We start from the raw sequence: 20,212 nt of genomic DNA on the forward strand, positions 1-20,212 counted from the left end.
TCTTTCAGAAAGGAATTGGGCTTATCGGATGAACGTTGGACTGGGTTTCGACGATAAGTTTTTCTTCGTTTTGCGGCGCCTCGAATTTCAAATCCAGCATGCGCATCAAATACAGCACAAAGGGGTATTGCTTGCCGCCCAGCGTACCCCACATGTGGTTCACCTCCTCCATGGCCGGCGAATAGAGGTCGAATATCAATTTGAATTGGGCCAGGCGGTCGAGCGGATTGAGCGGCGCGTTGCTGGTGATCGACGCCGGGGCGACACTGGTTTGCGTGAAGGTATTATTCAATTGGAAGAAGCGTATGGCGCGCGATAACATCAAGGTCGCGCCGGTATAACTGGTGTGGGTGGCGACAATAAGAATTTGAAAATTCAAGAACACCGGCGGATTTTCGTACAGGGCCCGTTGATTAACCTCGTCGCGGGTGAAATTGGGCAGGTTTTTCAGCGATTTCTCTTCCCGGATATTGACGAGCTGCATATTCAACACCTCGCGCGACACCCCGCTGCCGCTGGCGCTGGCCTTGAAGCCCTCGGCGATATTGCCCAGCTCGACCATCGGCGTGGCGACCGGGCCGTATGCCAACAAATGCCGGTTCAACTCGTTGACGATAATGGTCAAGGCGTGCGATATCATTGCAATTCCTATTGGAAGCAGTGAACTCGATCGGGAATATCGGATAGTTTTTATTGGCGAATAAAACCCCCGCCGATTGCCGGCGCGGGTCGACCACGGCAAGCCCGGAAGTAAGCGGACTCAAGCGTTGTCGATGCGACCAAGTTACAACGGAATGTTTATCGCGTCAAGAAAAAAACCATGCCAAATGGCGCTTGTTTGCGCAATACATTTGCCGGCTGTTTCCAACTGCAACGGAGGAGCAATTCAATTTCCAAAAATCCAATTTCTTCGATTTAATTCCAGTTGCGGGAAAGAATAAATTGCTAGGGAAAGGATTATTACCGCAACATAAGAGGAATTGCTGTTCCGCTATGTGATGGGGGGATGGGGAGGAATAGACCCGGCGGCGCGGCCGCCGGGCTGGGCATTGCAGTACCGCGCAGGCGGATTACTTCTCGGCGAAGGCGCGCTCGATGACGAAGTCGCCAGGGGTCGAGGTGTTGCCTTCCTTGAAGCCGCGCTCTTCGAACATGTCCTTCAGTTCCTTGAGCATCGAGGCGCTGCCGCAGATCATCATACGGTCGACGGCCGGGTCCAGCGGCGGCACGCCGAGGTCCTCGAACAGCTTGCCGCTGGCCATCAGGTCGGTGATACGGCCGGTGTTGCGGTAGGCTTCGCGGGTGACGGTCGGGTAGTAGCGCAGCTTGCTGGTGACCATGTCGCCGAGGAACTCGTGGTTCGGCAGGTGCTCGACCAGCAGGTCGTGGTAGGCCAGCTCGTCGACTTGACGCACGCCGTGCACCAGGATGATCTGGTCGAACTTTTCATACACTTCCGGGTCGCGCACGATGCTCATGAACGGCGCCAGGCCGGTGCCGGTCGACAGCAGGTACAGGCGCTTGCCCGGCAGCAGGTAGTCGGCCACCAGGGTGCCGGTCGGCTTGCGGCCGACGATGACGGTGTCGCCCACCTTGATGTGTTGCAGGCGCGAGGTCAGCGGACCTTCCGGCACCTTGATGCTCAGAAATTCCAGATGGTCTTCGTAGTTGGCGCTGACGATGGAATAGGCGCGCAGCAGCGGCTTGCCGTCGACGCGCAGGCCGATCATCGTAAAGTGGCCGTTGGAGAACCGCAACGCCGGATCGCGCGTCGTGGTGAAAGAGAACAAACGGTCGGTCCAGTGGTGAACGCTTAAGACGCGCTCCTCATTCATATTACTCACGGTGTGGTCGTCATAAGAATTTTAGAAGGCGTAAGCATACCAGACCTGCCGTCCGCAGCATAGCCGGCCTGGGGCAAACCATGCTGGCTGCAAGGGTTTTAGGGGGGATGAGGGCAGGCGGAACTTGCACATATTTCTCGCCGGCATTTAGTTTCTTGAGCTCGATCAAGAACGCCGCGCCGGCTGCATTCGTCGCCCCACGCCCACAACGATGCCGACCAAGCAAGGTTTCGCCCCTTTACTTCTTGACTATGGATTAAAATCACCTGCTTTCAAAGCACGGCGCGCATACGATGCGTTGACCTAAAAACCTGCAAACAATCCAGGGGACACGATGGTAGATGGTAAGAACGAACTCAAACGGGGCTTGAAAAGCCGCCACATCCAGCTCATTGCGCTGGGCGGGGCGATCGGCACGGGCCTGTTCCTGGGCATCGCGCAGACGATCAAGATGGCCGGCCCCTCGGTGCTGCTGGGCTACGCGCTGGCCGGCGTGATCGCCTTCCTGATCATGCGCCAGCTCGGCGAGATGGTGGTCGACGAGCCGGTCGCCGGCTCGTTCAGCTACTTCGCCAACAAGTATTGCGGCCACCTGGCCGGCTTCATGTCGGGCTGGAACTACTGGGTGCTGTATGTGCTCGTCAGCATGGCCGAGCTGTCGGCGGTCGGCATCTACGTGCAGTATTGGTGGCCGGCGATCCCCTCGTGGGTGTCGGCGCTGGGCTTTTTCGTCGTCATCAACGCCATCAGCCTGTGCAACGTCAAGGCCTTCGGCGAGATGGAGTTCTGGTTTGCCATCATCAAGGTGGTGGCCATCGTCGGCATGATCGGTTTCGGCGCCTACCTGCTGGTGTCCGGCGAGGCCGGGCCACAGGCCAGCGTCGCCAACCTGTGGCGGCACGGCGGTTTCTTCCCCAACGGCTTCGGCGGCCTGGTGATGGCGATGGCCGTCATCATGTTCTCCTTCGGCGGGCTGGAACTGGTCGGCATCACCGCCGCCGAGGCGGACGACCCGTCCAAAACCATTCCCAGCGCCACCAACCAGGCGATCTACCGCATTCTGATCTTCTACATCGGCGCGCTGGGCATCCTGCTGTCCTTGTATCCGTGGCAAAACGTGGTCACCGGCGGCAGCCCCTTCGTGCTGATCTTCCACGCCTTGAACAGCAACATGGTCGCCAACGTGCTCAACGTGGTGGTGTTGACGGCCGCGTTGTCGGTCTACAACAGCTGCGTCTATTGCAACACGCGCATGCTGTACGGCCTGGCCATGCAGGGCAACGCGCCGCGTTCGCTGCTCAAGGTCAACGGCCGCGGCGTGCCGCTGACGGCGCTGGCGGTGTCGGCCACCGCCACCGGCATCTGCGTGCTGGTCAACTATTTCATGCCGGGCAAGGCGTTTGAAATGCTGATGGGCCTGGTGGTGTCCGCCCTGATCATCAACTGGGCGATGATCAGCTGGATCCACCTGCGCTTCCGCGCCGCCAAGAGCGCCGCCGGCCAGAGCACGGCCTTCCGCAGCCTGGGCTATCCGCTGACCAACTACCTGTGCCTGGCCTTCCTGGCCGGCATCCTGGTGGTGATGTTCCTGACGCCGGACCTGCGCCTGTCGGTCTACCTGATCCCGGCTTGGCTGGGCCTGCTGGGCGTCGGCTACTGGGTGCGCCAGCGCAAGGGAGCCGGCTCGGCCGCGCCGCTGGCCGGTTCGCAACGTTAGACCACCGCCCCTCCGTACGGAGGGGTTTTCATTTCTGCAGATTTAACGAGGACATCATGAGCCCGAACCCCGGCGACGCGACACAGACCCCGTCGGCGTATTCGCTGGCCTGCCAGACGCTGGCGGAAATCGTCGCCGGCGCGGTACAAAAATCCAAAGCTGTACCGCTGCCCGCGCCGGCGCCGCGCGCCACCGTCGTCCTGGAGGAAGCCTTCGCCCTACTGCAAACCAGCGTATTCGGCAGCGGCCTGGACGAGGAGGCCATCACGGCCGCCTTCATGTCGGCGCTGGCGGGAGCCGCCCGCATGTGGTCGGCTTGCTGGGTGTGGGACGGGCCGCCGCCCGGCGATCTCTGCTGGATTCACTACAGCAAGAAAAGCGAATCACTCATCGGCGCCGATTTCGCGCTGCTCCTCGCCACGCCGGGCCTACCGGGCGGAACAGCGGCAGGCTACCGTCTGATCGTCGTGCAGGCCAAGTTGCAACATAAAAGCGACGTGGCTAGGTTGTCAGTTGAACAGTCCGCCGACTGGGGAAAGAAAATCGACGCCAATACGCGCAACGACGTCGCCGAATTCGCCGAACAAAGCCTGCAGAAGCTTCTGGACAAGGTCGAGGGATACTCCATCGACGTCAAGCAGGAGCCGCATTTCCAACTCAGCAAGCTCATCGAATTGCGCAACCGGTTTCAGCGGCTTGTGGCAGAAACACGCATATCGCAAATGCCGGACATTCTCTATTCCATCTGGCCCAGCAGCCGGGCGGAACCCTACTATTGCACCTTGCAGCAGGCGATTTTGGATGTTGTCAAAACCAACTTGGGGAACCCCGCTCCAGCGCCAGGCAAGCAGTCGGCCAAAATCACCCAGTCAATCGACATCAACACCGGCGCGCTATTGCGGGAATGGCTATTGACGACAGCGAGCGTCGGGGGAGCCGGCACAATGACGTTGGAGCAAGCCACGACCGCGCTCGCCGCCGTCGATCAGTTTTGCTCCGCGACGCTCATCCTCGACTTAAGCAACAGCGGCTTGGGGAACACCTTGACGACTGCGTTGAACCTGAAAAAACCGGCGCCTCTACCGGCTGTTGCGCGCCAAACCGCCGCCAAAACGAATGTGCTGAAGAAATAGCACGATCAGCCCGTTGTCGCCGGGGACGGCGTGGGCGGCGCTGACATCGCGCCCCTCCACATGCGCCATCCCGCGCGGCTACAGGATGGAAAAGCACGCACCAGCGGGACGCCGACATCAGAACTGGAAGCGCACGCCGGCCGAGATGTAGCGCCCGACCACGTCATACACGCTGGGATTGGTCGGGTACATCAGGTTGAACGAGCCATACACCGGCAGCAGCGGCGGCTGCTTGTTGAACAGATTGTTCACCGTGGCGAACAGCTGCACACCGCGCCTGCCGGGCAGTTGGTAGTTCAAGGTCGCGTCCACATAACGGATCGACGGCACCGAATTGTCGGCCAGCGCGGGATTGAAGTACTCGGTCGCCGCCTGGAACTTGGCGCGGCCGATGTGGCGCAACTGTAGATACACGCCGAGCGGGCCGTTGCGGTAGTCGGCGCTGAGGGTGGCGGTCAGGCGCGGGTTGTTCGAGGTGCCGACCACGCCGGCATACTCCAGCGGGGCGCTGCCCGGCGAGGTGGTGGTGTAGGCGTCCAGATAGGTGGCGAAGGCGCGCAGCGTCAGTTCGCCGTTCAGCGCCGGCCACAGCTTCGACGCCTTGGCACGGTAGCTCAACTCGACGTCGTAACCGGAGGTCTTCAGCGAGGACAGGTTCCGCTGCGGCATCAGCACGCGGATCAGTCCCGTGCGCGCCGCCGGATTGGTCCAGATCAGATTGGCGCACTGCTCCGGCACGCCGGCCGCGCACTTGTTGATGGTCTCCTGCGGGGTCAGCGCGCCGATCACGCCGCCCAGGTCGATGCTGAAATGGTCGAGCGCCAGCGACAGGCCGGACACGAAGGATGGCTGATACACCAGGCCGTAGGTGACGGTGTTGGCCTTTTCCGGCCGCAGGTCGGGATTGCCCAACTGGCTGACAACGGCATTGGCGGCGACGTTGTTGATCGTGTCGCGCACCGTCGCCTGGCCCTGCACCGAGCCGGAGAACAGCTCGGAGACGTTGGGCGCGCGGATGTCGCGCGACTTGGCGGCGCGCAGGCGCAGCTCGTTCACCGGCGCCCAGGTCAGGCCGATCTTACTGGTGGTGACGCCGCCGCTGGTGCTGTAGTCGGCATAGCGCAGCGCGGCGTTGACGTTCAACTCCTTGGCGAAGGCGCGCTCGGCCAGCAGCGGCGCGTCCACTTCGACAAAGCCCTCGCGGATCTGGTAGCTGCCGCCCAGTGGCTGCGGGTTGGTCAACTGCCAGCCGCCGGCGCCCCCCAGCACCGCCGACGGCACCTGGCGCAGGCCGGTCGGCGCCACCGGCGTCACCGAGGTGGCGTCGGTGGTCTGCGCCACCGACTCCTTGCGGTACTCCACGCCGCTGGCGACGCGCACGTCGCCGGCCGGCAGTTCGAACGGCGCGCCGCGCACGGTCAAGGCGGCGACGTCCTGCTTGAGCGTGGCGGTGTACGTGGAAACGCCCTGGACGTAGGCGGTGGCGGCGGCCGACGGTGCGCCGGCGCCGAACAAGTTGAGCGGCGCGCAGCCCGGATACAGGCCGGGATGGGTCAAGGCGACGCGGCAGACGGGCGCGCCGCCGACGGGATCGGACACCACGTCGGTGGCGGCGAAGAAGCGGGCGTAGTTCAGGTTGTTCTCGGTGTTGATGGTCTGGCGGTTCTTGCCGTGCTCCCAGTAGCCGTCCACCTTCCAGTTGTTCGGCGCGCGCCAGCGGAAGCCGGTGACGAAGTTGCTGGTCCGGTTGGTGGCGTCCGCCGTGCTGGTCGGCATATCCTGGTCGAAGCGGCCGATCTGGAAGCCGGGCTGCTTGTTCGCCAGCATGGTCGCCTGCAACGCCGCCGGAATGAAGGGATTGCCGAGCATGAAGGTCGGCGAGTTATAGCCGGGCAGCTGGAAGTTGGAGGTTTGCGGGTAGCGGTTGTTGACGCCGCCGAGCGAGCCCTCGGCGAACACCGTCAGGTCGGCGCCCAGGTCGTACTCGACGTGGGTGAAGGCGCTGTGCGACTTGACGCCGGCGATCAGGTTGGTTTGGCCGGTCAGGCCCTCGCCGCCGACCTGCACGCCGTCGACGATGCTGCCGGGGCTGAACGGGCGCACCGCGCCGGCCGGGCCGAACTGGCTTGTGCCCATGCCGATGCCGGCGCCGCCGAACAGCAGGCCGCCCGGGCTGAGCACGGTGTTGTGGTAGTTGGTGACCAGGATGTTTTGGGCGGGATTGGCCGGATCGGGCAGCACCACGCCGGCGCGCGCACCGAAGGGCCGCGACAAGGTGCTGTCGACGCCGTCGGCGCGGTAGTAGGCGGCGCTGGCGACGACGCGGCCACGGCCGCCGTTGAAGTCACTGCCGCCGGTCAGGGTGAATTTGCGCGAGCGGTTGTCGTCGTAGTTCGACTGCCCCCCCTGCACGCTGCCCTTGATACCCTTGAAGCGTGTGTCGAGGATGAAGTTGACCACGCCGGCCACCGCGTCCGAACCGTAGGCGGCGGAGGCGCCGCCGGTGACGATGTCGACGCGCTTGACCAGCTCCTGCGGCAGCAGATTGGTGTCGGTGGCGCCGCTGACGGCGGACGGTGCGGCGCGGCGGCCGTCGATCAGCACCAACGTGCGCTGCGCGCCCAGGTTGCGCAGGTTGAGGAAGGCGCCGGAGTTGGGGCCGGTCGACGAGACGTTGCCGCTGGCCGGGGTGGTCGAGCCACGGAACACCGGCAGCATCGACAAGGCGCTGGCGATGGTGCCCGGCGAGGCGGCGTTGAGCTGCTCGGCCGTCACCACGGTGACCGGGGTCGGCGCCAGCGAACCGTCGCGCATGGTGCGGGTGCCGCTGATCTCGACCACCGCCATGCTGCCGGCGGCGCTGGCGCTGGCGCTGGCGGCATTCGTCTTGGTATTGGCGGTGGCACCGCCCTCGCCCTCGCCGCCGGGCGGCGCGCCTTGGGCGCCGGCGGCGCTGGCGGCGGTGGCGAACACCACGCCGATGGCGTTACCCGCCACAACTCGCAATCTGGTTTTGAAACGTGAGTCGGCCTTGCGCATGCTGGTCTCCTTGTGACGTCGTCGTGGACGTCGTTTGTCTGGTCCGGTCCCCCGCCGCCCGCGCCTGTCACGCTCTGCGTGACGGCCGGCCGGACCGCACGGCAACGAGCATTCCTTGAGTGGGGGCCGGAAATTATGTTTTCCGTGTGAGTCGAATATACGGTCTCGTCAATACCTCGTCAAAAAATACTTCTTTCCTACAAAAGAAAGAAATACACATAGAATTACGCATTCAATGGGCCAAATAAGCAAGAATTAGAAAAACCTTTCCTCCCAAGGCAAGAAGTAAGTAGAATCCATACAAATATTTTTCACTTCGACCCACACACTAGGCAACACGATGGCAACGACGAGCAAGGTAAGCACGAAAGTCGCGACAAAGACCGGCACCAAGAAGGACGGCAAGCTGGCGGCGGCGCCAAGCAAGGACCTCGAGGCGAAGGACAAGGATGCCGGCGGCACCCGCCGCAAGCAGGCCGAACGCCGCGCCGAATCGATGCAGAAGATCCTCGACTGCGCCGAGACCAACTTCGCCAAACTGGGCTTCTACGGTGTGACGCTGAACGACATCGCCCAGCAGTGCGAGGTGCAAACGGCGCTGATCCGCTACTACTACGACGACAAGCGCGCGCTGCTCGACGCGGTGCTGACGCGCCGCTCGGTGGTCATCAACGAGATCCGCCTGCGCGTGCTGCGCGACTACGAGGCGGCGGCCGGCGACAACATGACGATCGAAGGACTGCTGGGGGCCTACCTCGACCCGGTGGTCGACATCATGAGCAACGGCGGCGAAGGCTGGCGCACCTTCGGCACACTGGTGGCGCAGATCGGCACGTTGCCGGCCTGGGGCGGCGGCGGCGACATCCTGCGCGACTACTTCGACCCGGTGATCCGCGTGTTCCTGCCGATGCTGCGCCGGCTGGCTACCGGGGTCGGCGAGGAGGACCTGTACTGGTACTACCATTTGCTGTCGGGCGCGCTGTCGATGTCGCTGGCGCAGACCGGACTAATCGACCGCTTCTCCGGCGGACTGTGCAAGTCCACCGACATGCGCTCGATCGGCAAACACCTCATTGGCGTCTACACGGCCGGCTTCAACGCCCTGCCGCGCAAGCGCGTCAAGAGCCGCGTGCGCGGCTAAGCCGGGTGGCGGCCGTTCCGGCCAGGCCGGACGCGCCGCCCGCCCCCCCCCCTCTACTCCCACACCGCCCACGGGCGAAGGCATATGCAAATCTCTCGAGTGATGACGGCCGACGGCGCGCTGGTCGGCCGGTCGGATGGACGTGTCCAGGTCTACAAGGGCATTCCCTATGCGGCGCCACCGGTCGGCGAGCTGCGCTGGCGACCGCCGCAGCCGGTGGCAGCGTGGAGCGGCGAGCGCGCGGCGTTGGAGTTCGGCCCCTCGGCCCACCAGGCCGGCCCGGAAGGCATCGCCGACCTGCGCACAATCGGCGGCGCCGGCGCGCCGTTCAGCGAGGACTGCCTGACGCTCAACGTCTGGGCGCCGGCGCTCGGTGGCGGTGCCGACGCGCCGGCGGCGTGCCGCCATGGCGCGCCGGTCATGGTCTGGCTGCACGGCGGCTCCGGCCGCATGGGCGCCGGCTCCCTGCCGTTCTACGACGGCGGCGCCTTCGCCGCCGACGGCGTGGTGCTGGTCACCCTGAACTACCGCCTGGGACAGCTGGGCTTTTTCGGCCACCCGGCGCTGCGCCGCGCGGCGGCGCCGGACGAGCCGCTGGCCTCGTTCGGCATCATGGACCAGATCGCCGCGCTGCGCTGGGTGCGCGACAACATCGCCGCGTTCGGCGGCGACCCGCGGCGCGTCACCCTGTTCGGCGAATCGATGGGCGGCTTCCACGTGCTCGCCCTCATGGCCTGCCCGTCCGCCCAAGGCTTGTTCCAGCAGGCGATCGTGCAATCGGGCGGCGGCTGGTTCCCGCCCAATCCACTCAAGAAGGTGGAGGCGCGCGGCGCGGCCCTGGCCAGCACGCTCGGCCTGCCCGGCGCGCAGGCCACGCTGGAGCAGTTGCGTGCCCTGCCGGCCGAGCTGGTGGCCGCCGTGCCCGGCGAGTTCCAGCCGGTGATCGACGGCCGGCTGCTGCCGCAGGACTTGACGCCGGCCCTGGCGCGCGAGGCGGCGGCGCATATCCCGCTGATCATCGGCGCCAACAGCGGCGAGGACTCGCTACTCAACTATCCCGGCGGGTTCGAGCGCTACCTGAAGGGCTTGAAGCCGGCGCTGCTGGCCAAGGCCGGCGCCTGCTACGGCTTGGCGCCGGAGGGCTCGGCCCGGCTGCTGTTCCGCGACATGCTCTTCGTCGCGCCGGCGCGCTGGGTGGCGCGCCGGCGCCGGCGCAGCCCGGCCTACCTCTACCTGTTCGACCAGGCCGACGCCGGCGGCGATTCGCCGCGTGCCGGCCACGGCAGCGAGATCGGCTTCGTGTTCCAGACCCTGGATAGCCGGCCGGACGGCGTGGCGCCGCGCGCGCCGGACCGGCAACTGGCGCTCGACATGCACCGCCGCTGGGTCGCCTTCGCCCACCACGGCGTGCCCGGCGAGGGCTGGCCGCGCTATCGCGCCGGCAGCGACGAATGGATGTTGTTCCAGGCGCCGCACGGGCGCATCAGCCCGGTGCCGCGCAAGGGACTGGATTGGCACGAGCGGCGCATGCGCTGGATCATCGCCCTGTTCACCCTGAAGAGTCGGCTGACGACCACGTTGGCGACGCTGGCGCGCGCCGTCGGTGGCGGGCGCGGCCGGCCGCGCTAAACGCCGCCACGGCGGCGCCGCATCCCAAGTATCATAAGCACGAAATCTATACCGACAAGGCCAAACTATGTCCGATGTACTCATCAAAATGAGCCGCAACCGCGCCGGCGCAGCCCTCATCAAGGCGCTCGGCCTGCCCAACCCGGTCGAACTGGCGCGCGCCGAGGGCGGCTATGTCGCCCTGCCCTTCACCGGCAAAACGGTGCTGCTGGCCGGCGCAGCCGGCGGCTACGCGGCCGAGGCGCTGAGCGGCGCCGCCGGCGCGGCCGGCGCCACGCCGCTGCGACAGGCGCCGGCCGACGCCGCCGCGCGCATCGACGTCGTGCTGCTCGACGCCACAGGCTGCGCCACGCCGGCCGCGCTGCGCGCGCTGTACGACAGCTTCCACCCGCTGATGCGCCGCGTCGCCCGCAACGGCCGCGTGCTGATCGTCGCGGCGCCGCCGGAGCTGGCCGCCGAGCCGGTGGCGGCGGCCGCCGCGCGCGGCGTCGAGGGCTTCAACCGCTCGCTGGGCAAGGAGCTGGGCAAACAAGGCATCACCGTCAACCTGGCCTATGTGGCGCCGGACGCGGTGGACCGGCTGGCCGGCGTGCTGCGCTTCTTCGGCGGCGTGCAGACCACCTACGTGTCCGGCCAGACGCTGCGGCTGACGGCGCGCGTGGCCGCACCGGCGGCGCTGCCCCACACCGCCGCGTTGGCCGGCAAGGTGGCGCTGGTCACCGGCGCGGCGCGCGGCATCGGCCTGGCGACGGCGCAGCGCCTGGCGCAGGAAGGCGCCCACGTGGTTTGCCTGGACGTGCCGGCGGCGGCCGAGGAACTGGCGCGCGTGTGCGGCGCGATGGGCGCCACGGCGCTGCCGCTGGATATCGCCACGGCCGAGGCGCCGGCGCGGTTGGCCGCCTTCCTCAAGGAGAAGTTCGGCGGCGTCGACATCGTCGTGCACAACGCCGGCATCACCCGCGACCGCACGCTGGCGAACATGAAGGAACACTACTGGGACATGGTGGTCGGCATCAACTTCGCCGCCATCGTGGCGATCGACGCCGAGCTGCTGGCGGGCGGCGCGCTGCGCGACGAGGGCCGTGTGGTCTGTCTGTCGTCGATCAGCGGCGTGGCCGGCAACTATGGCCAGACCAACTACGCCACCAGCAAGGCCGCGCTGATCGGCTATGTGGCGGCGCAGGCGCCGTTGCTGGCGCCGCGCGGCATCGCCATCAACGCCATCGCGCCGGGCTTCATCGAAACGGCGATGACGGCGCAGATGCCCTTCCTGAGCCGCGAGATCGGGCGCCGCGCCAACTCCCTGCAACAGGGCGGCCAGCCGCGCGACGCCGCCGAGCTGATCGCCTTCCTCTGCACGCCGGGCTGCTACGGCGTCAGCGGCGAGACCATCCGGGTCTGCGGCCAGGGCCTGATCGGCGCCTGAGCGCTGCCGGCTAGCGCGGCAGCGCCAGCCAGCCTGGGAAGCTGTCCAACTCGTAGCCGGCGAGGTGGAACACGCCCACGTCCTCGGCGGGACGCGGCAGCTGGCCGTCCAGCGAGACCAGCTCGACGCGCCGGCCGGCGGCCAAGGTGTTGGGCTTCCAGCCGATAATCCAATCGTCGCTGCCGCGCCGGCCGAGCACCACGCCGACGTCGGCGCTGCGGTCGAGCACCGCCCAGCGCGCGGCCGAGGCGGACAGCAGCGCCTGCGTCAACTCCTCGTCGAGGCGTTCGCGCCATGGCGATTGCGCTAGCCAGCGTCCAACCCATATATAGAACGACCAGCCCATGGTGAGGTTTTCGCGCCGCGCCCAGTCCATGAAGGGCGCGAAGATCGCCATGCCGTCGGGGTCGGCGATGTCGAGCAGACCGGGGCAGATGTCGAACAGCGTGTGCCAGTAGGCGCGGATGCTGATGTCGATGCGCACGTGGGCGCGGCAGCCGGGCGGGAAGTCGCCGCGCGCGGCGGGGTCGGCCAGGCGCGCCAGCAGCTCGCTGTCCTTGACTTGGCGGCCGGGCGCCGCGCCGGCGGCCGCCGTCGTCGGCGCGTTCATGACGCCACCGCTTCCGCCGGCGCAGGCTGGCGCGCCTGGCCACGCGGGAAGATGGCGCGCAAGGCCAGCAGATCGGCGCGCACGCCGTCGATGTCGATGTTCTCGTCGCGCTCGTAGGTGATGGTGGCGCCGGGCTTGTCCAGCACGTCGCGGTGGCGCCGCAGGCTGTCGAGCGTGTCCTGCGCCAGCGCGCGGTCGTGGGTGTCGACGGTGACGCCCTCGTCGATGAAGGCGCCGGCATATCCGCCCACGTGGAAGTGGCTGGCGCCGGCCATCACACCGCGCCACGCCGCCACCTCCGGGCCGTCGTTGCGCCAGGCGCAGACCGCGTTGGAGACGTCGAACAGCACGCCGGCGCCGGTGTCCCGGGCCAGGCGTTGGAAGAAGGCCGGCGCGGCGTGGCCGCCGTCGACGATGGACGGGTAGTTCTCGAAGTGGATGGTTTGTCCCAGCAGCGACTGCCACAGCGCGGCACGCGCGCGCACGCGCTCGTAGTCGGCGGCGTAGTCGATCTCGCCGAGATGGTACAGGGCGCGGCCCTGGTGGCTGAAGTAGGCGATGTGGTCGGACACGTACAGCGGCCGCAGCGCCTCGATGTAGGGCCGCAGGCGCGCCGCGAAGTCGCGCAGTTGCTCCTCGTCGCTTTCGATGAAGCGGGAGAACATGATATGGAAGCCGACTGGAACGTCGAAGGCCTCGGCCAGTTCCTGCGGCGGCACCTGCATGAAGTTATCGATCAGCAGTTCGCAGTAATCGATGGCGCCCTCTTGCGCCAACTGTCTGACCAGGGGCAGCGTTTCGCCCAGTGTGAAGTTGAATCCAATGCGCATACATACTCCCTTCAAAACGGGCGGCGGCGCTTGCCATGGCGCGGGCGCAAGCACCGCCGCAGTCATGCCGAATAGGCCGGCTTAGGACTTGGCGCCGCAGCTGCTGGCGCAACGCATGCCGGTACGACCTGCCACTTGGATCTCTACTTTTTTGACGATGACGATTTTCATATTGATTCCTATTGATTGAAAGTTGGACTACAGGATTGCGTTGAACATGTGCCGCGTTGGCTCACCTCCCCTTCCGCTGTGAAGAATCTGGTTTGCGTCCGGCGCCGGTCGGATCGGCATGGCGGCTGGCGCGCAAGAACTCCGCATCGCTGAGCGAGGCCAGGAAGGCCTTCAAATCGTCCACCTCCTGCTCGCTCAGCTCGAAGCCTTCGATGAACTGGCTGCGCAAGGGGTTCGCCCCGGTTCCACCCAGCGCGGCGCGGCCCTTGACGGCGTAGTGTCTCCGGATCGCCTGGTCCAAGGTGGCGACCGAGCCGTCGTGCATATACGGCGCGGTCTGCGCCACGTTGCGCAGGCTCGGGGTACGGAAGCGGCCCTCGTCCTGCGGCTCGCCGCTGAACTCGCGCAGCCCCTGCTGGCCGGGTGGGTAGGCGCCCCCGCCATCGAGGTTGTACAGGCCGGTGTTGTGGTAGCCGGTTTCACCCTCGGGCAGGCGGCGGTGGATCTGGTTGTCGGTGAAGTGCAGGCCGCCGTGGCAGTGGTAGCACTCGAGCCGGTCGCCGAAGAACAGCGTCTCGCCGCGCTTGGCCGAGGCGGAGATGGCGCCGCCCTTGCCTTCGTAGCGGTAGCGGTCGTAGGGCGAGTTCATCGACAACAGGCTGCGCTCGTAGGCGGCGATGGCGCGCGTCACCGACCAGAGCGAGATCTCGCCGCCGCGCTCGGGGAAGGCACGGGCGAACTGGCGCCGATAGCTGGGCTTGGCCTTCAGACGGCCCAGCAGCAGGTCCTCGCGGCCGGCCATGCCCATTTCCACCGGGTGGTCGCCGAACAGCGGCACCAGCGCCTGCTGCTCCAGCGTGGTCAGGTTGGGGTTGGCCCAGGTCAGCGTGGGCAGATAGGCGACGTTCGCCAGCGGCATGGCGTTGCGCGCGCCGACCACGCCGGTGCTGCCCAGGGCCAGCTTGCGGCCGTCGCTGAAGCCGCGCGCCTGCTCGTGGCACCCGGCGCAGGACTGCGTGCGGTTGGCCGACAGGGCCTTGTCGTAGAAAAGGGCACGTCCGAGTGCCACCTTGGCCTCGCTCATCGGATTGTCGTCCGGGACCAGCGGCTCGGGCGCCCATGCCGGCAGGCGCCAACGGTAGCTTGCCGGCGTACCAACTGCCGCGTGCCCGGAGGCCGAGGCGGCGGCGTGGGCGCCGCCGCCGGCCGTGGTTCCCGCCGCCGCTCCCGGCGCCCCCGCCGCAAGCGCGTCGAACGCGCCGCCGCTGAGCAGGCAGGCGACGAGCAGCGCGCTCGCCATGGCTTGACGGCCGCCGCTCATGGCTTGCGCAGCACGCTGAACACGCGCTGCCGGTCGCCGCCGCTTAAACCGAGCGCCTCGAACACGCCGGAACAGTCGGGATCATCGGACGCCGCCATGCATCCCGGCGCGCTGCCCGGCGTTTGCATGTCCAAGCGGGTCTGGGCGATCAGCGCCGACAGGTCGAGCAGCACACGGTCGGTGGCCGGGTCGAACTGCTCCAAGGCCACCGCCACCCGGTTCGCTTGCAGGCAATGGGTGGCCGGCGTGCGCAGGTTCGCCGCCTGGCAGGCGCTGCTGCCGATGTGGATGGGGAAGCCGGTCTTCTTGTCGCCGTTCTGCACCTCCAGTTCGAACTTCATGAAGCGGTAGCCGGACTGCCAGCTCCAAAACATCGCCGTCTGGTTCAACGGCGCGCTGGCCAGGGTCGAGTCGGCGTGGTTCAAGGCCGCCGGCACGCCCAGCGTGAAGCGCAGGCCGCGATAGCGTCCGGCCGGCAGCTGCCCGGTCAAGGCGGTGTGGGTGGCCGGCGTGCCGTTGCGGCAGCTCGCCTGGCCGTTCTCGAAGTCGAGCATGGCGACGTCGCGATGCTGCCAGCGGCCGTCCTGCTCCAGCTTGACGGCGACGCCGCGCCCGTCCTCGTCGACCAGCTCGAGCGAGGAGACGAACAGGCGCAAGTCGCCGAACAGCACGCCGGACTGGGCCGCGCCCTGCCCCTCGTAGCGCTGGCCGCAGCGCACCGGCTGGCCGGCCAGCTGCGGCTCGAATTGAATGCTGACGCGCTGCTCGGCGACCTCCGCCGCCCAGGCGGTGTTGGCGAGCAGCGCGGCGGCGCAGGCCAGGGTGTGTATGCTTCGTTTCATGTTCTCTCCTTGTTTAGAATGTCCAACCCAGCGTGGCCTGCAGGGCGCGGCCCATTTCAACCACGCGCGAAGTCGGGTTCTCGCTCTGGTAGACGATGTAGCGGTGGTCGCCCAGGTTGCTGATGCCGGCCGACAGTTCCAGCTGCGGCGCGGCATCGGGACGCCAGTTGACGAACAGGTCGTGGCTGGCGTAGCCGGCGGTGCGGCGCTCCAGCGTGCTGTCGCGCGACTGCGCGGCGACCAGGCGGCTGCGCCAGTTCAAGCGCCACGCCTGCCATTTCCAGCCCAGGTTGGCGACCAGCTTGTCGGGCGGGGCGAACAAGTTCTGGTCGGTGTCGGCGTCGCGCACGCGCAAGCGGCTGTAGGCCAGGTCGGCGCGCCAGGCGCCGTTGCGCCAGCCCCATTCCAACTCGACGCCTTGGCGCCGCGCGTTGCTCTTGTTCTGGCTCTGGAACACCAGGCCGCGTCCCTTGAAGGGGAAGCTGCGCTGGTAGGCGCCGACCACGGCGGTGGCGATCAGGTCGTCGACGGTGGAGTAGAACACGCTGCCCTTCATCTGCACGCGGTCGCCGGCGGCGAACCAGCCGCGCCCGTCGTAATTGGCGCCGAGCTCCAGCGTGCGGTCGGTCTCGGGGCGCAGCGCCGGGTTGGGCGCGAAGTTGAACAGGCAGCCGGTGCAGCTCAGGTTCATATACGTTTCGCTCAGCGACGGCGCGCGGTAGGACTCGCCGGCGCTGGCCCAGGCCTGCCATTGCGGCGTGAAGCGCAGCGCCGCCGTCAGCTTGGGCGACAGGTGGCCCTGCCGCGCGTCCGGACCGGCGCCGCCGTCGACATGGGTGCTGTAGCGGTCGTAGCGCGCGGCCGGCGTCAGCAGCCAGGCGTCGCCCAGGCGCCATTCGTCCTGCACGAAGACGCCGGCCACCGTCTGCCGGCCGGGCGGCGTGACCGGATTGGGCTGGCCGCCGTTGCGCGCGTCCTGCTCGTCGCGGTAGCCGTCGATGCCGTAGCTGAGGCGGTGCCGGCCCCAGCGCGTGGTGCGCTGCACGCCGCCGCCCACGGTGCGGGTGAAGCTGCTGCTGGCGGCCAGGCTTTGGGCCGGGTTGGCCTCGGCGCTGGTGTCCAGCCGCGTGCGGTACAGCTGGGCGCTCAAGGTGGGCGCGCCGCCGGCCTCGGTGTGTTCGATCCCGATAGTGGTTTGCGACTGGTCGATCAAGTTGCGCTGCACCGGCACGGCGCCGAGCTGGCCGAGGGATGCGTCGGACTGCGGGTTGTTCGGGCGCAGCGCGCTCTCCTGGTAGGCGCGGTGGCTCAGGGTCAGGCGCAGGTCCGGCCGCAGCGTGTAGCCGAGCTTGAGCAGGCCCTGGCCGGCGTGGCCGTCGTTCGGCGCCAGCTCGCCGCCGCCGCCCTCGCGGATCGCGCCCCAGTCGCGCCGGCCCAGCGCCAGCAGCGCGTCGAAGCCGCCCTGCCGCGTGTAGGCGCGGGCCTGCTGCGAGCGGCCGGCCTCGCCGAGGTCGCGGCCGAGGCGCGCGTCGGCGCCCCAGTTGCGGCCGGGCGCCAGCAGATCGCGCGCCGCCACGGTGTTCAGCGCCAGCACGCCGCCCAGGCCGCCGCTGCCGTACAAGGCGGAACTGGCGCCGCGCAGCACCTCGGCGCCGGACAACAGCCAGGGGTCGATGAAGATGGGCGCGCCCAGGCCCGAGGCGCTGTTCATGCGGGCGCCGTCGACCAGCAGCGTGACCTCCTTGCCGCTGTAGCCGCGCAGCGTGGGCTGGCGGCCGGCGCCGCGCGGGCCGCCGCCGAAGTCGACGTTGGGCAGGTCCTGCAGCGCGTCGCCGATGCCGCGCGCCTGGCGCTCGGCGAAGGCGCCGGCGTCGATCTTGCTGACCGGCGCGGCGGCGTCCTTCAGCAACTGTGGCGTGCGCGTCGCGCTGACGACGATGGTCTCGACGGTGCCGGCGTCCTCGCCGGCGCGGGCCGGTGCGTGGCCGCCGCCCAGCGCGAGCGCCAGAGCGACGCTGCTGGCGAGCGGGTGGAGGCGCAAGGCGGCGCCCATCGCGGCGACGGAGTTGTTCTGTTCCATGGTGTATCCAATTCGGTTGTTTCAGTGATGACGGGCGCGCGCGGCTCGGCCGCAGGCGCGCAATCGGGCACGGCGCCGGTGCGGCTGCCGTGGCGCGTGCGGCGGCGTCAATCCTTCAAGTTGTGGCTGGGTTGTCGGTAAGGTCGGCGCGGACTCGCCTTGTGTGGCGGCCTGCGCGCGGGGGATGGATCAGCAGACGGCGGGAGGGGCGCGCGGGTTGGCGGCGGACCAGGAGAACAGCGGGGTCGGCGCGTGGTAGAACAGCGAGGGGAAAACGTCGTGGCCACCCTGCACCGCGAACGGCGTCGGCAGGGCCGGCGGCGGCATGGCCGAGCCGGCGTGGCTCATGCAGAAGGGGCAGTGTTCGAGGTGGTGCAGCACCGAGTCGGACGAGCTCGGGCCGCCGTCGGGCGCGGCCTGGTCGACGGCGACCATCTTGCTGCCGGCCACAGAGCAAACCTCCACCAAGGTCGGCGCGCCGCGCAGCGCGGCCAGCGCATGGGATACCGAGGGGGCGAGCGCATTGAGCAGGAGCGCGAAACACGCGATCCAGATATGCAGCCGAGTACGCCTCAGGAATTTACTCATAATCAACATTATAACAAAGACATTTCCGCGCGTCATCTATTGTGTCGCGGAACTCCCCTGCCGGCTAGGGGCCCGGCGTCCGCCCCGCCCCGCCGTCGCACATCGACCAGTACTTGTCGTAGACATAGGCGGTGTTGATCAGGTAGCCGTAGTCGCGCACGCCGAGGCGGGTCATCCACACCGCCGCGCGCAGCGCGTTGCGGCTGATCAGGTGGCGCGGGAAGCTGCGGCTGCCCAGCACGCGCTTGCCGCGCGCCGCCGCGTTGCGCCGCATCTGGCGCACGGTGGCGGAGTCGAAGTAGTCCTCCCACTGGTACTTCAAGCCGGCCGGCGCCGCCACGTCGCAGGGCACGTGGCCGGGATAGGCCTGCCACGGCAGCGTCGCCAGGCCGTTGGGGAAGGCGCGCAGCCAGTCGATGTAGAAGCGGTGCTGCAGGTAGGGCTCGCACGGGTGGCGCAGGATGGTGGCGAGGAAGTCGGCGTCGAAGAACGGCAGCTGGAACTCGATGCGCTCGCTGTCGAGGTTCTCGAAGTGCTGCGCCAGGTGGCGGCGCTGGTCGTTCTGCAGCAGGAACAGGTGGAAGGCGCGGCCCGGATCGGCGCTGGCGATGGCGGCCAGCTCCTCCTCGGCGCCCTGGAAGGACAGCGCCGTCAAGGCCTCGCGCATGGCCGGCCGTACCACGCCGCTGGGCAGGCCGTTGTTGAACAGCCCAACCGCCTCGCGCCGGTCGCCGCGCCGCATCGCCTCCACTATCGGCCGGCTCAGGTAGACGTGGCCGAGCGCGACGCTGCCGCCGTCGCCGGACCAGATCAGTGCGGCGCTGCCGGCGCCGAAGCGCTCCGTCAGCCAGCGGGTCAGCGTGGCCTTGCGGTAGCCCTGGTCGATGTTGTCGGCGTTGGTGACCAGTTGGGCGTGGCGGGTGTTGAGCTTTTCCGCCACCAGCGTGGCGAACACCTGGTCCTGGGTGTGGTCGGGCGCGAAGTTGACGGTGTGGAGCTCGCCGACGATCAGCGCCAGGCCGCCGACGATGGCGCGCGAGTCGAGGCCGCCGCTGAGGAAGCAGGTGGCGCTGGGGCTGCCGCGCTGGCGCCGCCGCAACGCGTCCATGAAGGCGCCGTGGCACTGCTCGACAGCCTGCGCGCCGCCGTCCTCCAGGCTGCCGGCCTGCCAATCCCAATAGTTGTGGTGGCTGACGGCGCCGTCCAGGCAGCGCGTCACCTCGGCGCCGGCCAGCATGCGGATGCCGCTGTAGCCGGTGCGCGTGCCAAGCGGGTAGCCGAAGGCGGCGATCTCGGTCACGCCGCGCACGTCGAAGGTCTTGTCGACCTGCGGCAACGCCTCCAGCACCCGCAAAGCGGTGGAAAACACCACCACGTGCTCGTCGTGCCAAACGTACAGCGGGCGCACGCCGACCTTGTCGACGAACAGCAGCAGCAGATGGCGCTCCCGCTCGTAGTGGACGCCGCAGAAGGTGCCACGGCTTTGCGCCAGGGCGTCCCAGTTGCTGGCGCCAAGCTGGCGCTGCAGCAGGGCCAGGTCGCGCGCCCTGTTCCAATCCGGCGCCGACTCGCCCTCGCGCAGCAACGGCTCGCCGGCGACGGCGTCGACGTTGCCGGCGGCGTCCTGCAGCAGGGCCGGCGCGGCGAAGGCGCCGACGTCGCCCTTGAGCAGGAAAAAGGCGCCGCTGTCGACCTGCGCGATCGGCTCGCCCGGATGGCGCGAAATATGGCTGCGCAAATCGGCGCACAACTGCGGCGACAAGGGCTTGTTGCGGTCGAGACTAAACGCTCCGGCGAAAAATGACATGTGGCGGTTCCTTGATCCCTGATTGAATGGTTGC

Annotated in this window: 16 protein-coding genes; 5 read left to right on the forward strand and 11 right to left on the reverse strand. The window is 67.8% G+C overall.

What is annotated here, in order from left to right:
• Positions 1 to 4 precede the first annotated feature (4 nt).
• Both BM252_RS02675 and BM252_RS02680 read right to left on the reverse strand, forming a co-directional pair.
• Positions 5 to 640 carry a Pvc16 family protein gene (locus BM252_RS02675; RefSeq protein ID WP_093383356.1) on the reverse strand — a complete coding sequence of 212 codons (636 nt, stop codon included), beginning with the start codon at positions 638 to 640 and terminating at the stop codon, positions 5 to 7.
• Positions 641 to 1,070: 430 nt separating this feature from the next.
• On the reverse strand, positions 1,071 to 1,844 hold the full coding sequence (locus BM252_RS02680) for a ferredoxin--NADP reductase (RefSeq protein ID WP_093383359.1): 774 nt from the start codon (positions 1,842 to 1,844) through the stop codon (positions 1,071 to 1,073).
• 334 nt (positions 1,845 to 2,178) lie between these two features.
• Here BM252_RS02680 and BM252_RS02685 point away from each other — a divergent pair, with 334 nt between their 5' ends.
• Both BM252_RS02685 and BM252_RS02690 read left to right on the forward strand, forming a co-directional pair.
• A complete protein-coding gene (locus BM252_RS02685) occupies positions 2,179 to 3,561 on the forward strand; it encodes an amino acid permease (protein WP_093383361.1) in 1,383 nt (460 codons plus the stop codon).
• A 56-nt stretch (positions 3,562 to 3,617) separates the two neighbouring features.
• Positions 3,618 to 4,694 (forward strand): hypothetical protein, encoded by a 1,077-nt coding sequence (locus BM252_RS02690; protein WP_093383364.1) that lies wholly within the window; start codon positions 3,618 to 3,620, stop codon positions 4,692 to 4,694.
• A 117-nt stretch (positions 4,695 to 4,811) separates the two neighbouring features.
• Here the strand turns inward: BM252_RS02690 and BM252_RS02695 are convergent, their stop codons facing one another.
• On the reverse strand, positions 4,812 to 7,691 hold the full coding sequence (locus BM252_RS02695; protein ID WP_093383366.1) for a TonB-dependent receptor domain-containing protein: 2,880 nt from the start codon (positions 7,689 to 7,691) through the stop codon (positions 4,812 to 4,814).
• A gap of 382 nt (positions 7,692 to 8,073) precedes the next feature.
• Between BM252_RS02695 and BM252_RS02700 the strand changes: the two genes are divergently transcribed.
• The 3 genes from BM252_RS02700 (at position 8,074) to BM252_RS02710 (ending at position 11,929) form a co-directional block, all read left to right on the forward strand.
• The gene (locus BM252_RS02700) at positions 8,074 to 8,874 is read left to right on the forward strand and encodes a TetR/AcrR family transcriptional regulator (RefSeq protein WP_093383368.1); all 801 of its coding nucleotides are present in this window, start codon (positions 8,074 to 8,076) and stop codon (positions 8,872 to 8,874) included.
• 84 nt (positions 8,875 to 8,958) lie between these two features.
• Positions 8,959 to 10,503 (forward strand): carboxylesterase/lipase family protein, encoded by a 1,545-nt coding sequence (locus tag BM252_RS02705; RefSeq protein ID WP_093383370.1) that lies wholly within the window; start codon positions 8,959 to 8,961, stop codon positions 10,501 to 10,503.
• 67 nt (positions 10,504 to 10,570) lie between these two features.
• Positions 10,571 to 11,929 (forward strand): 3-oxoacyl-ACP reductase, encoded by a 1,359-nt coding sequence (locus BM252_RS02710; protein WP_093383372.1) that lies wholly within the window; start codon positions 10,571 to 10,573, stop codon positions 11,927 to 11,929.
• A 10-nt stretch (positions 11,930 to 11,939) separates the two neighbouring features.
• On the opposite strand, the gene mbnC is transcribed toward BM252_RS02710, so the two are convergent.
• The 8 genes from mbnC to BM252_RS02750 form a co-directional block, all read right to left on the reverse strand.
• Complete coding sequence (gene mbnC, locus BM252_RS02715; protein WP_093383375.1) at positions 11,940 to 12,539, reverse strand: methanobactin biosynthesis protein MbnC; 600 nt, start codon at positions 12,537 to 12,539, stop codon at positions 11,940 to 11,942.
• Positions 12,536 to 13,369, reverse strand: a complete 834-nt coding sequence (gene mbnB, locus BM252_RS02720) for a methanobactin biosynthesis protein MbnB (protein WP_093383377.1) — start codon at positions 13,367 to 13,369, stop codon at positions 12,536 to 12,538. The genes mbnC and mbnB overlap by 4 nt, the downstream gene beginning before the upstream one ends.
• A gap of 81 nt (positions 13,370 to 13,450) precedes the next feature.
• Positions 13,451 to 13,540: a methanobactin gene (mbnA, locus tag BM252_RS02725; RefSeq protein ID WP_093383380.1), complete on the reverse strand. Its 90-nt coding sequence runs from the start codon at positions 13,538 to 13,540 to the stop codon at positions 13,451 to 13,453.
• A 61-nt stretch (positions 13,541 to 13,601) separates the two neighbouring features.
• Complete coding sequence (locus BM252_RS02730) at positions 13,602 to 14,861, reverse strand: methanobactin export MATE transporter MbnM (protein WP_217429864.1); 1,260 nt, start codon at positions 14,859 to 14,861, stop codon at positions 13,602 to 13,604.
• The gene (locus BM252_RS02735; protein WP_093383382.1) at positions 14,858 to 15,703 is read right to left on the reverse strand and encodes an MbnP family copper-binding protein; all 846 of its coding nucleotides are present in this window, start codon (positions 15,701 to 15,703) and stop codon (positions 14,858 to 14,860) included. The genes BM252_RS02730 and BM252_RS02735 overlap by 4 nt, the downstream gene beginning before the upstream one ends.
• A 13-nt stretch (positions 15,704 to 15,716) precedes the next feature.
• A complete protein-coding gene (locus tag BM252_RS02740; RefSeq protein WP_093383385.1) occupies positions 15,717 to 17,783 on the reverse strand; it encodes a TonB-dependent receptor domain-containing protein in 2,067 nt (688 codons plus the stop codon).
• 189 nt (positions 17,784 to 17,972) lie between these two features.
• Positions 17,973 to 18,371, reverse strand: a complete 399-nt coding sequence (locus BM252_RS02745; RefSeq protein ID WP_093384170.1) for a DUF2946 domain-containing protein — start codon at positions 18,369 to 18,371, stop codon at positions 17,973 to 17,975.
• A gap of 64 nt (positions 18,372 to 18,435) precedes the next feature.
• A complete protein-coding gene (locus tag BM252_RS02750; protein ID WP_093383388.1) occupies positions 18,436 to 20,178 on the reverse strand; it encodes an asparagine synthase-related protein in 1,743 nt (580 codons plus the stop codon).
• Between the last annotated feature and the right edge of the window lie 34 nt (positions 20,179 to 20,212).

The organism is Rugamonas rubra (genome assembly GCF_900114705.1).
Classification (GTDB): Bacteria; Pseudomonadota; Gammaproteobacteria; order Burkholderiales; family Burkholderiaceae_D; genus Rugamonas; species Rugamonas rubra.

Bases quoted from the DNA above. Each gene is read 5' to 3' on its own strand.
- BM252_RS02675 (WP_093383356.1), bottom strand. From the start codon at position 640: ATGATATCGCACGCCTTGACCATTATCGTCAACGAGTTGAACCGGCAT.
- BM252_RS02685 (WP_093383361.1), top strand. From the start codon at position 2,179: ATGGTAGATGGTAAGAACGAACTCAAACGGGGCTTGAAAAGCCGCCAC.
- BM252_RS02690 (WP_093383364.1), top strand. From the start codon at position 3,618: ATGAGCCCGAACCCCGGCGACGCGACACAGACCCCGTCGGCGTATTCG.
- BM252_RS02700 (WP_093383368.1), top strand. From the start codon at position 8,074: ATGGCAACGACGAGCAAGGTAAGCACGAAAGTCGCGACAAAGACCGGC.
- BM252_RS02705 (WP_093383370.1), top strand. From the start codon at position 8,959: ATGCAAATCTCTCGAGTGATGACGGCCGACGGCGCGCTGGTCGGCCGG.
- BM252_RS02710 (WP_093383372.1), top strand. From the start codon at position 10,571: ATGTCCGATGTACTCATCAAAATGAGCCGCAACCGCGCCGGCGCAGCC.
- mbnC (WP_093383375.1), bottom strand. From the start codon at position 12,539: ATGAACGCGCCGACGACGGCGGCCGCCGGCGCGGCGCCCGGCCGCCAA.
- mbnB (WP_093383377.1), bottom strand. From the start codon at position 13,369: ATGCGCATTGGATTCAACTTCACACTGGGCGAAACGCTGCCCCTGGTC.
- mbnA (WP_093383380.1), bottom strand. From the start codon at position 13,540: ATGAAAATCGTCATCGTCAAAAAAGTAGAGATCCAAGTGGCAGGTCGT.
- BM252_RS02730 (WP_217429864.1), bottom strand. From the start codon at position 14,861: ATGAGCGGCGGCCGTCAAGCCATGGCGAGCGCGCTGCTCGTCGCCTGC.
- BM252_RS02735 (WP_093383382.1), bottom strand. From the start codon at position 15,703: ATGAAACGAAGCATACACACCCTGGCCTGCGCCGCCGCGCTGCTCGCC.
- BM252_RS02740 (WP_093383385.1), bottom strand. From the start codon at position 17,783: ATGGAACAGAACAACTCCGTCGCCGCGATGGGCGCCGCCTTGCGCCTC.
- BM252_RS02745 (WP_093384170.1), bottom strand. From the start codon at position 18,371: ATGAGTAAATTCCTGAGGCGTACTCGGCTGCATATCTGGATCGCGTGT.
- BM252_RS02750 (WP_093383388.1), bottom strand. From the start codon at position 20,178: ATGTCATTTTTCGCCGGAGCGTTTAGTCTCGACCGCAACAAGCCCTTG.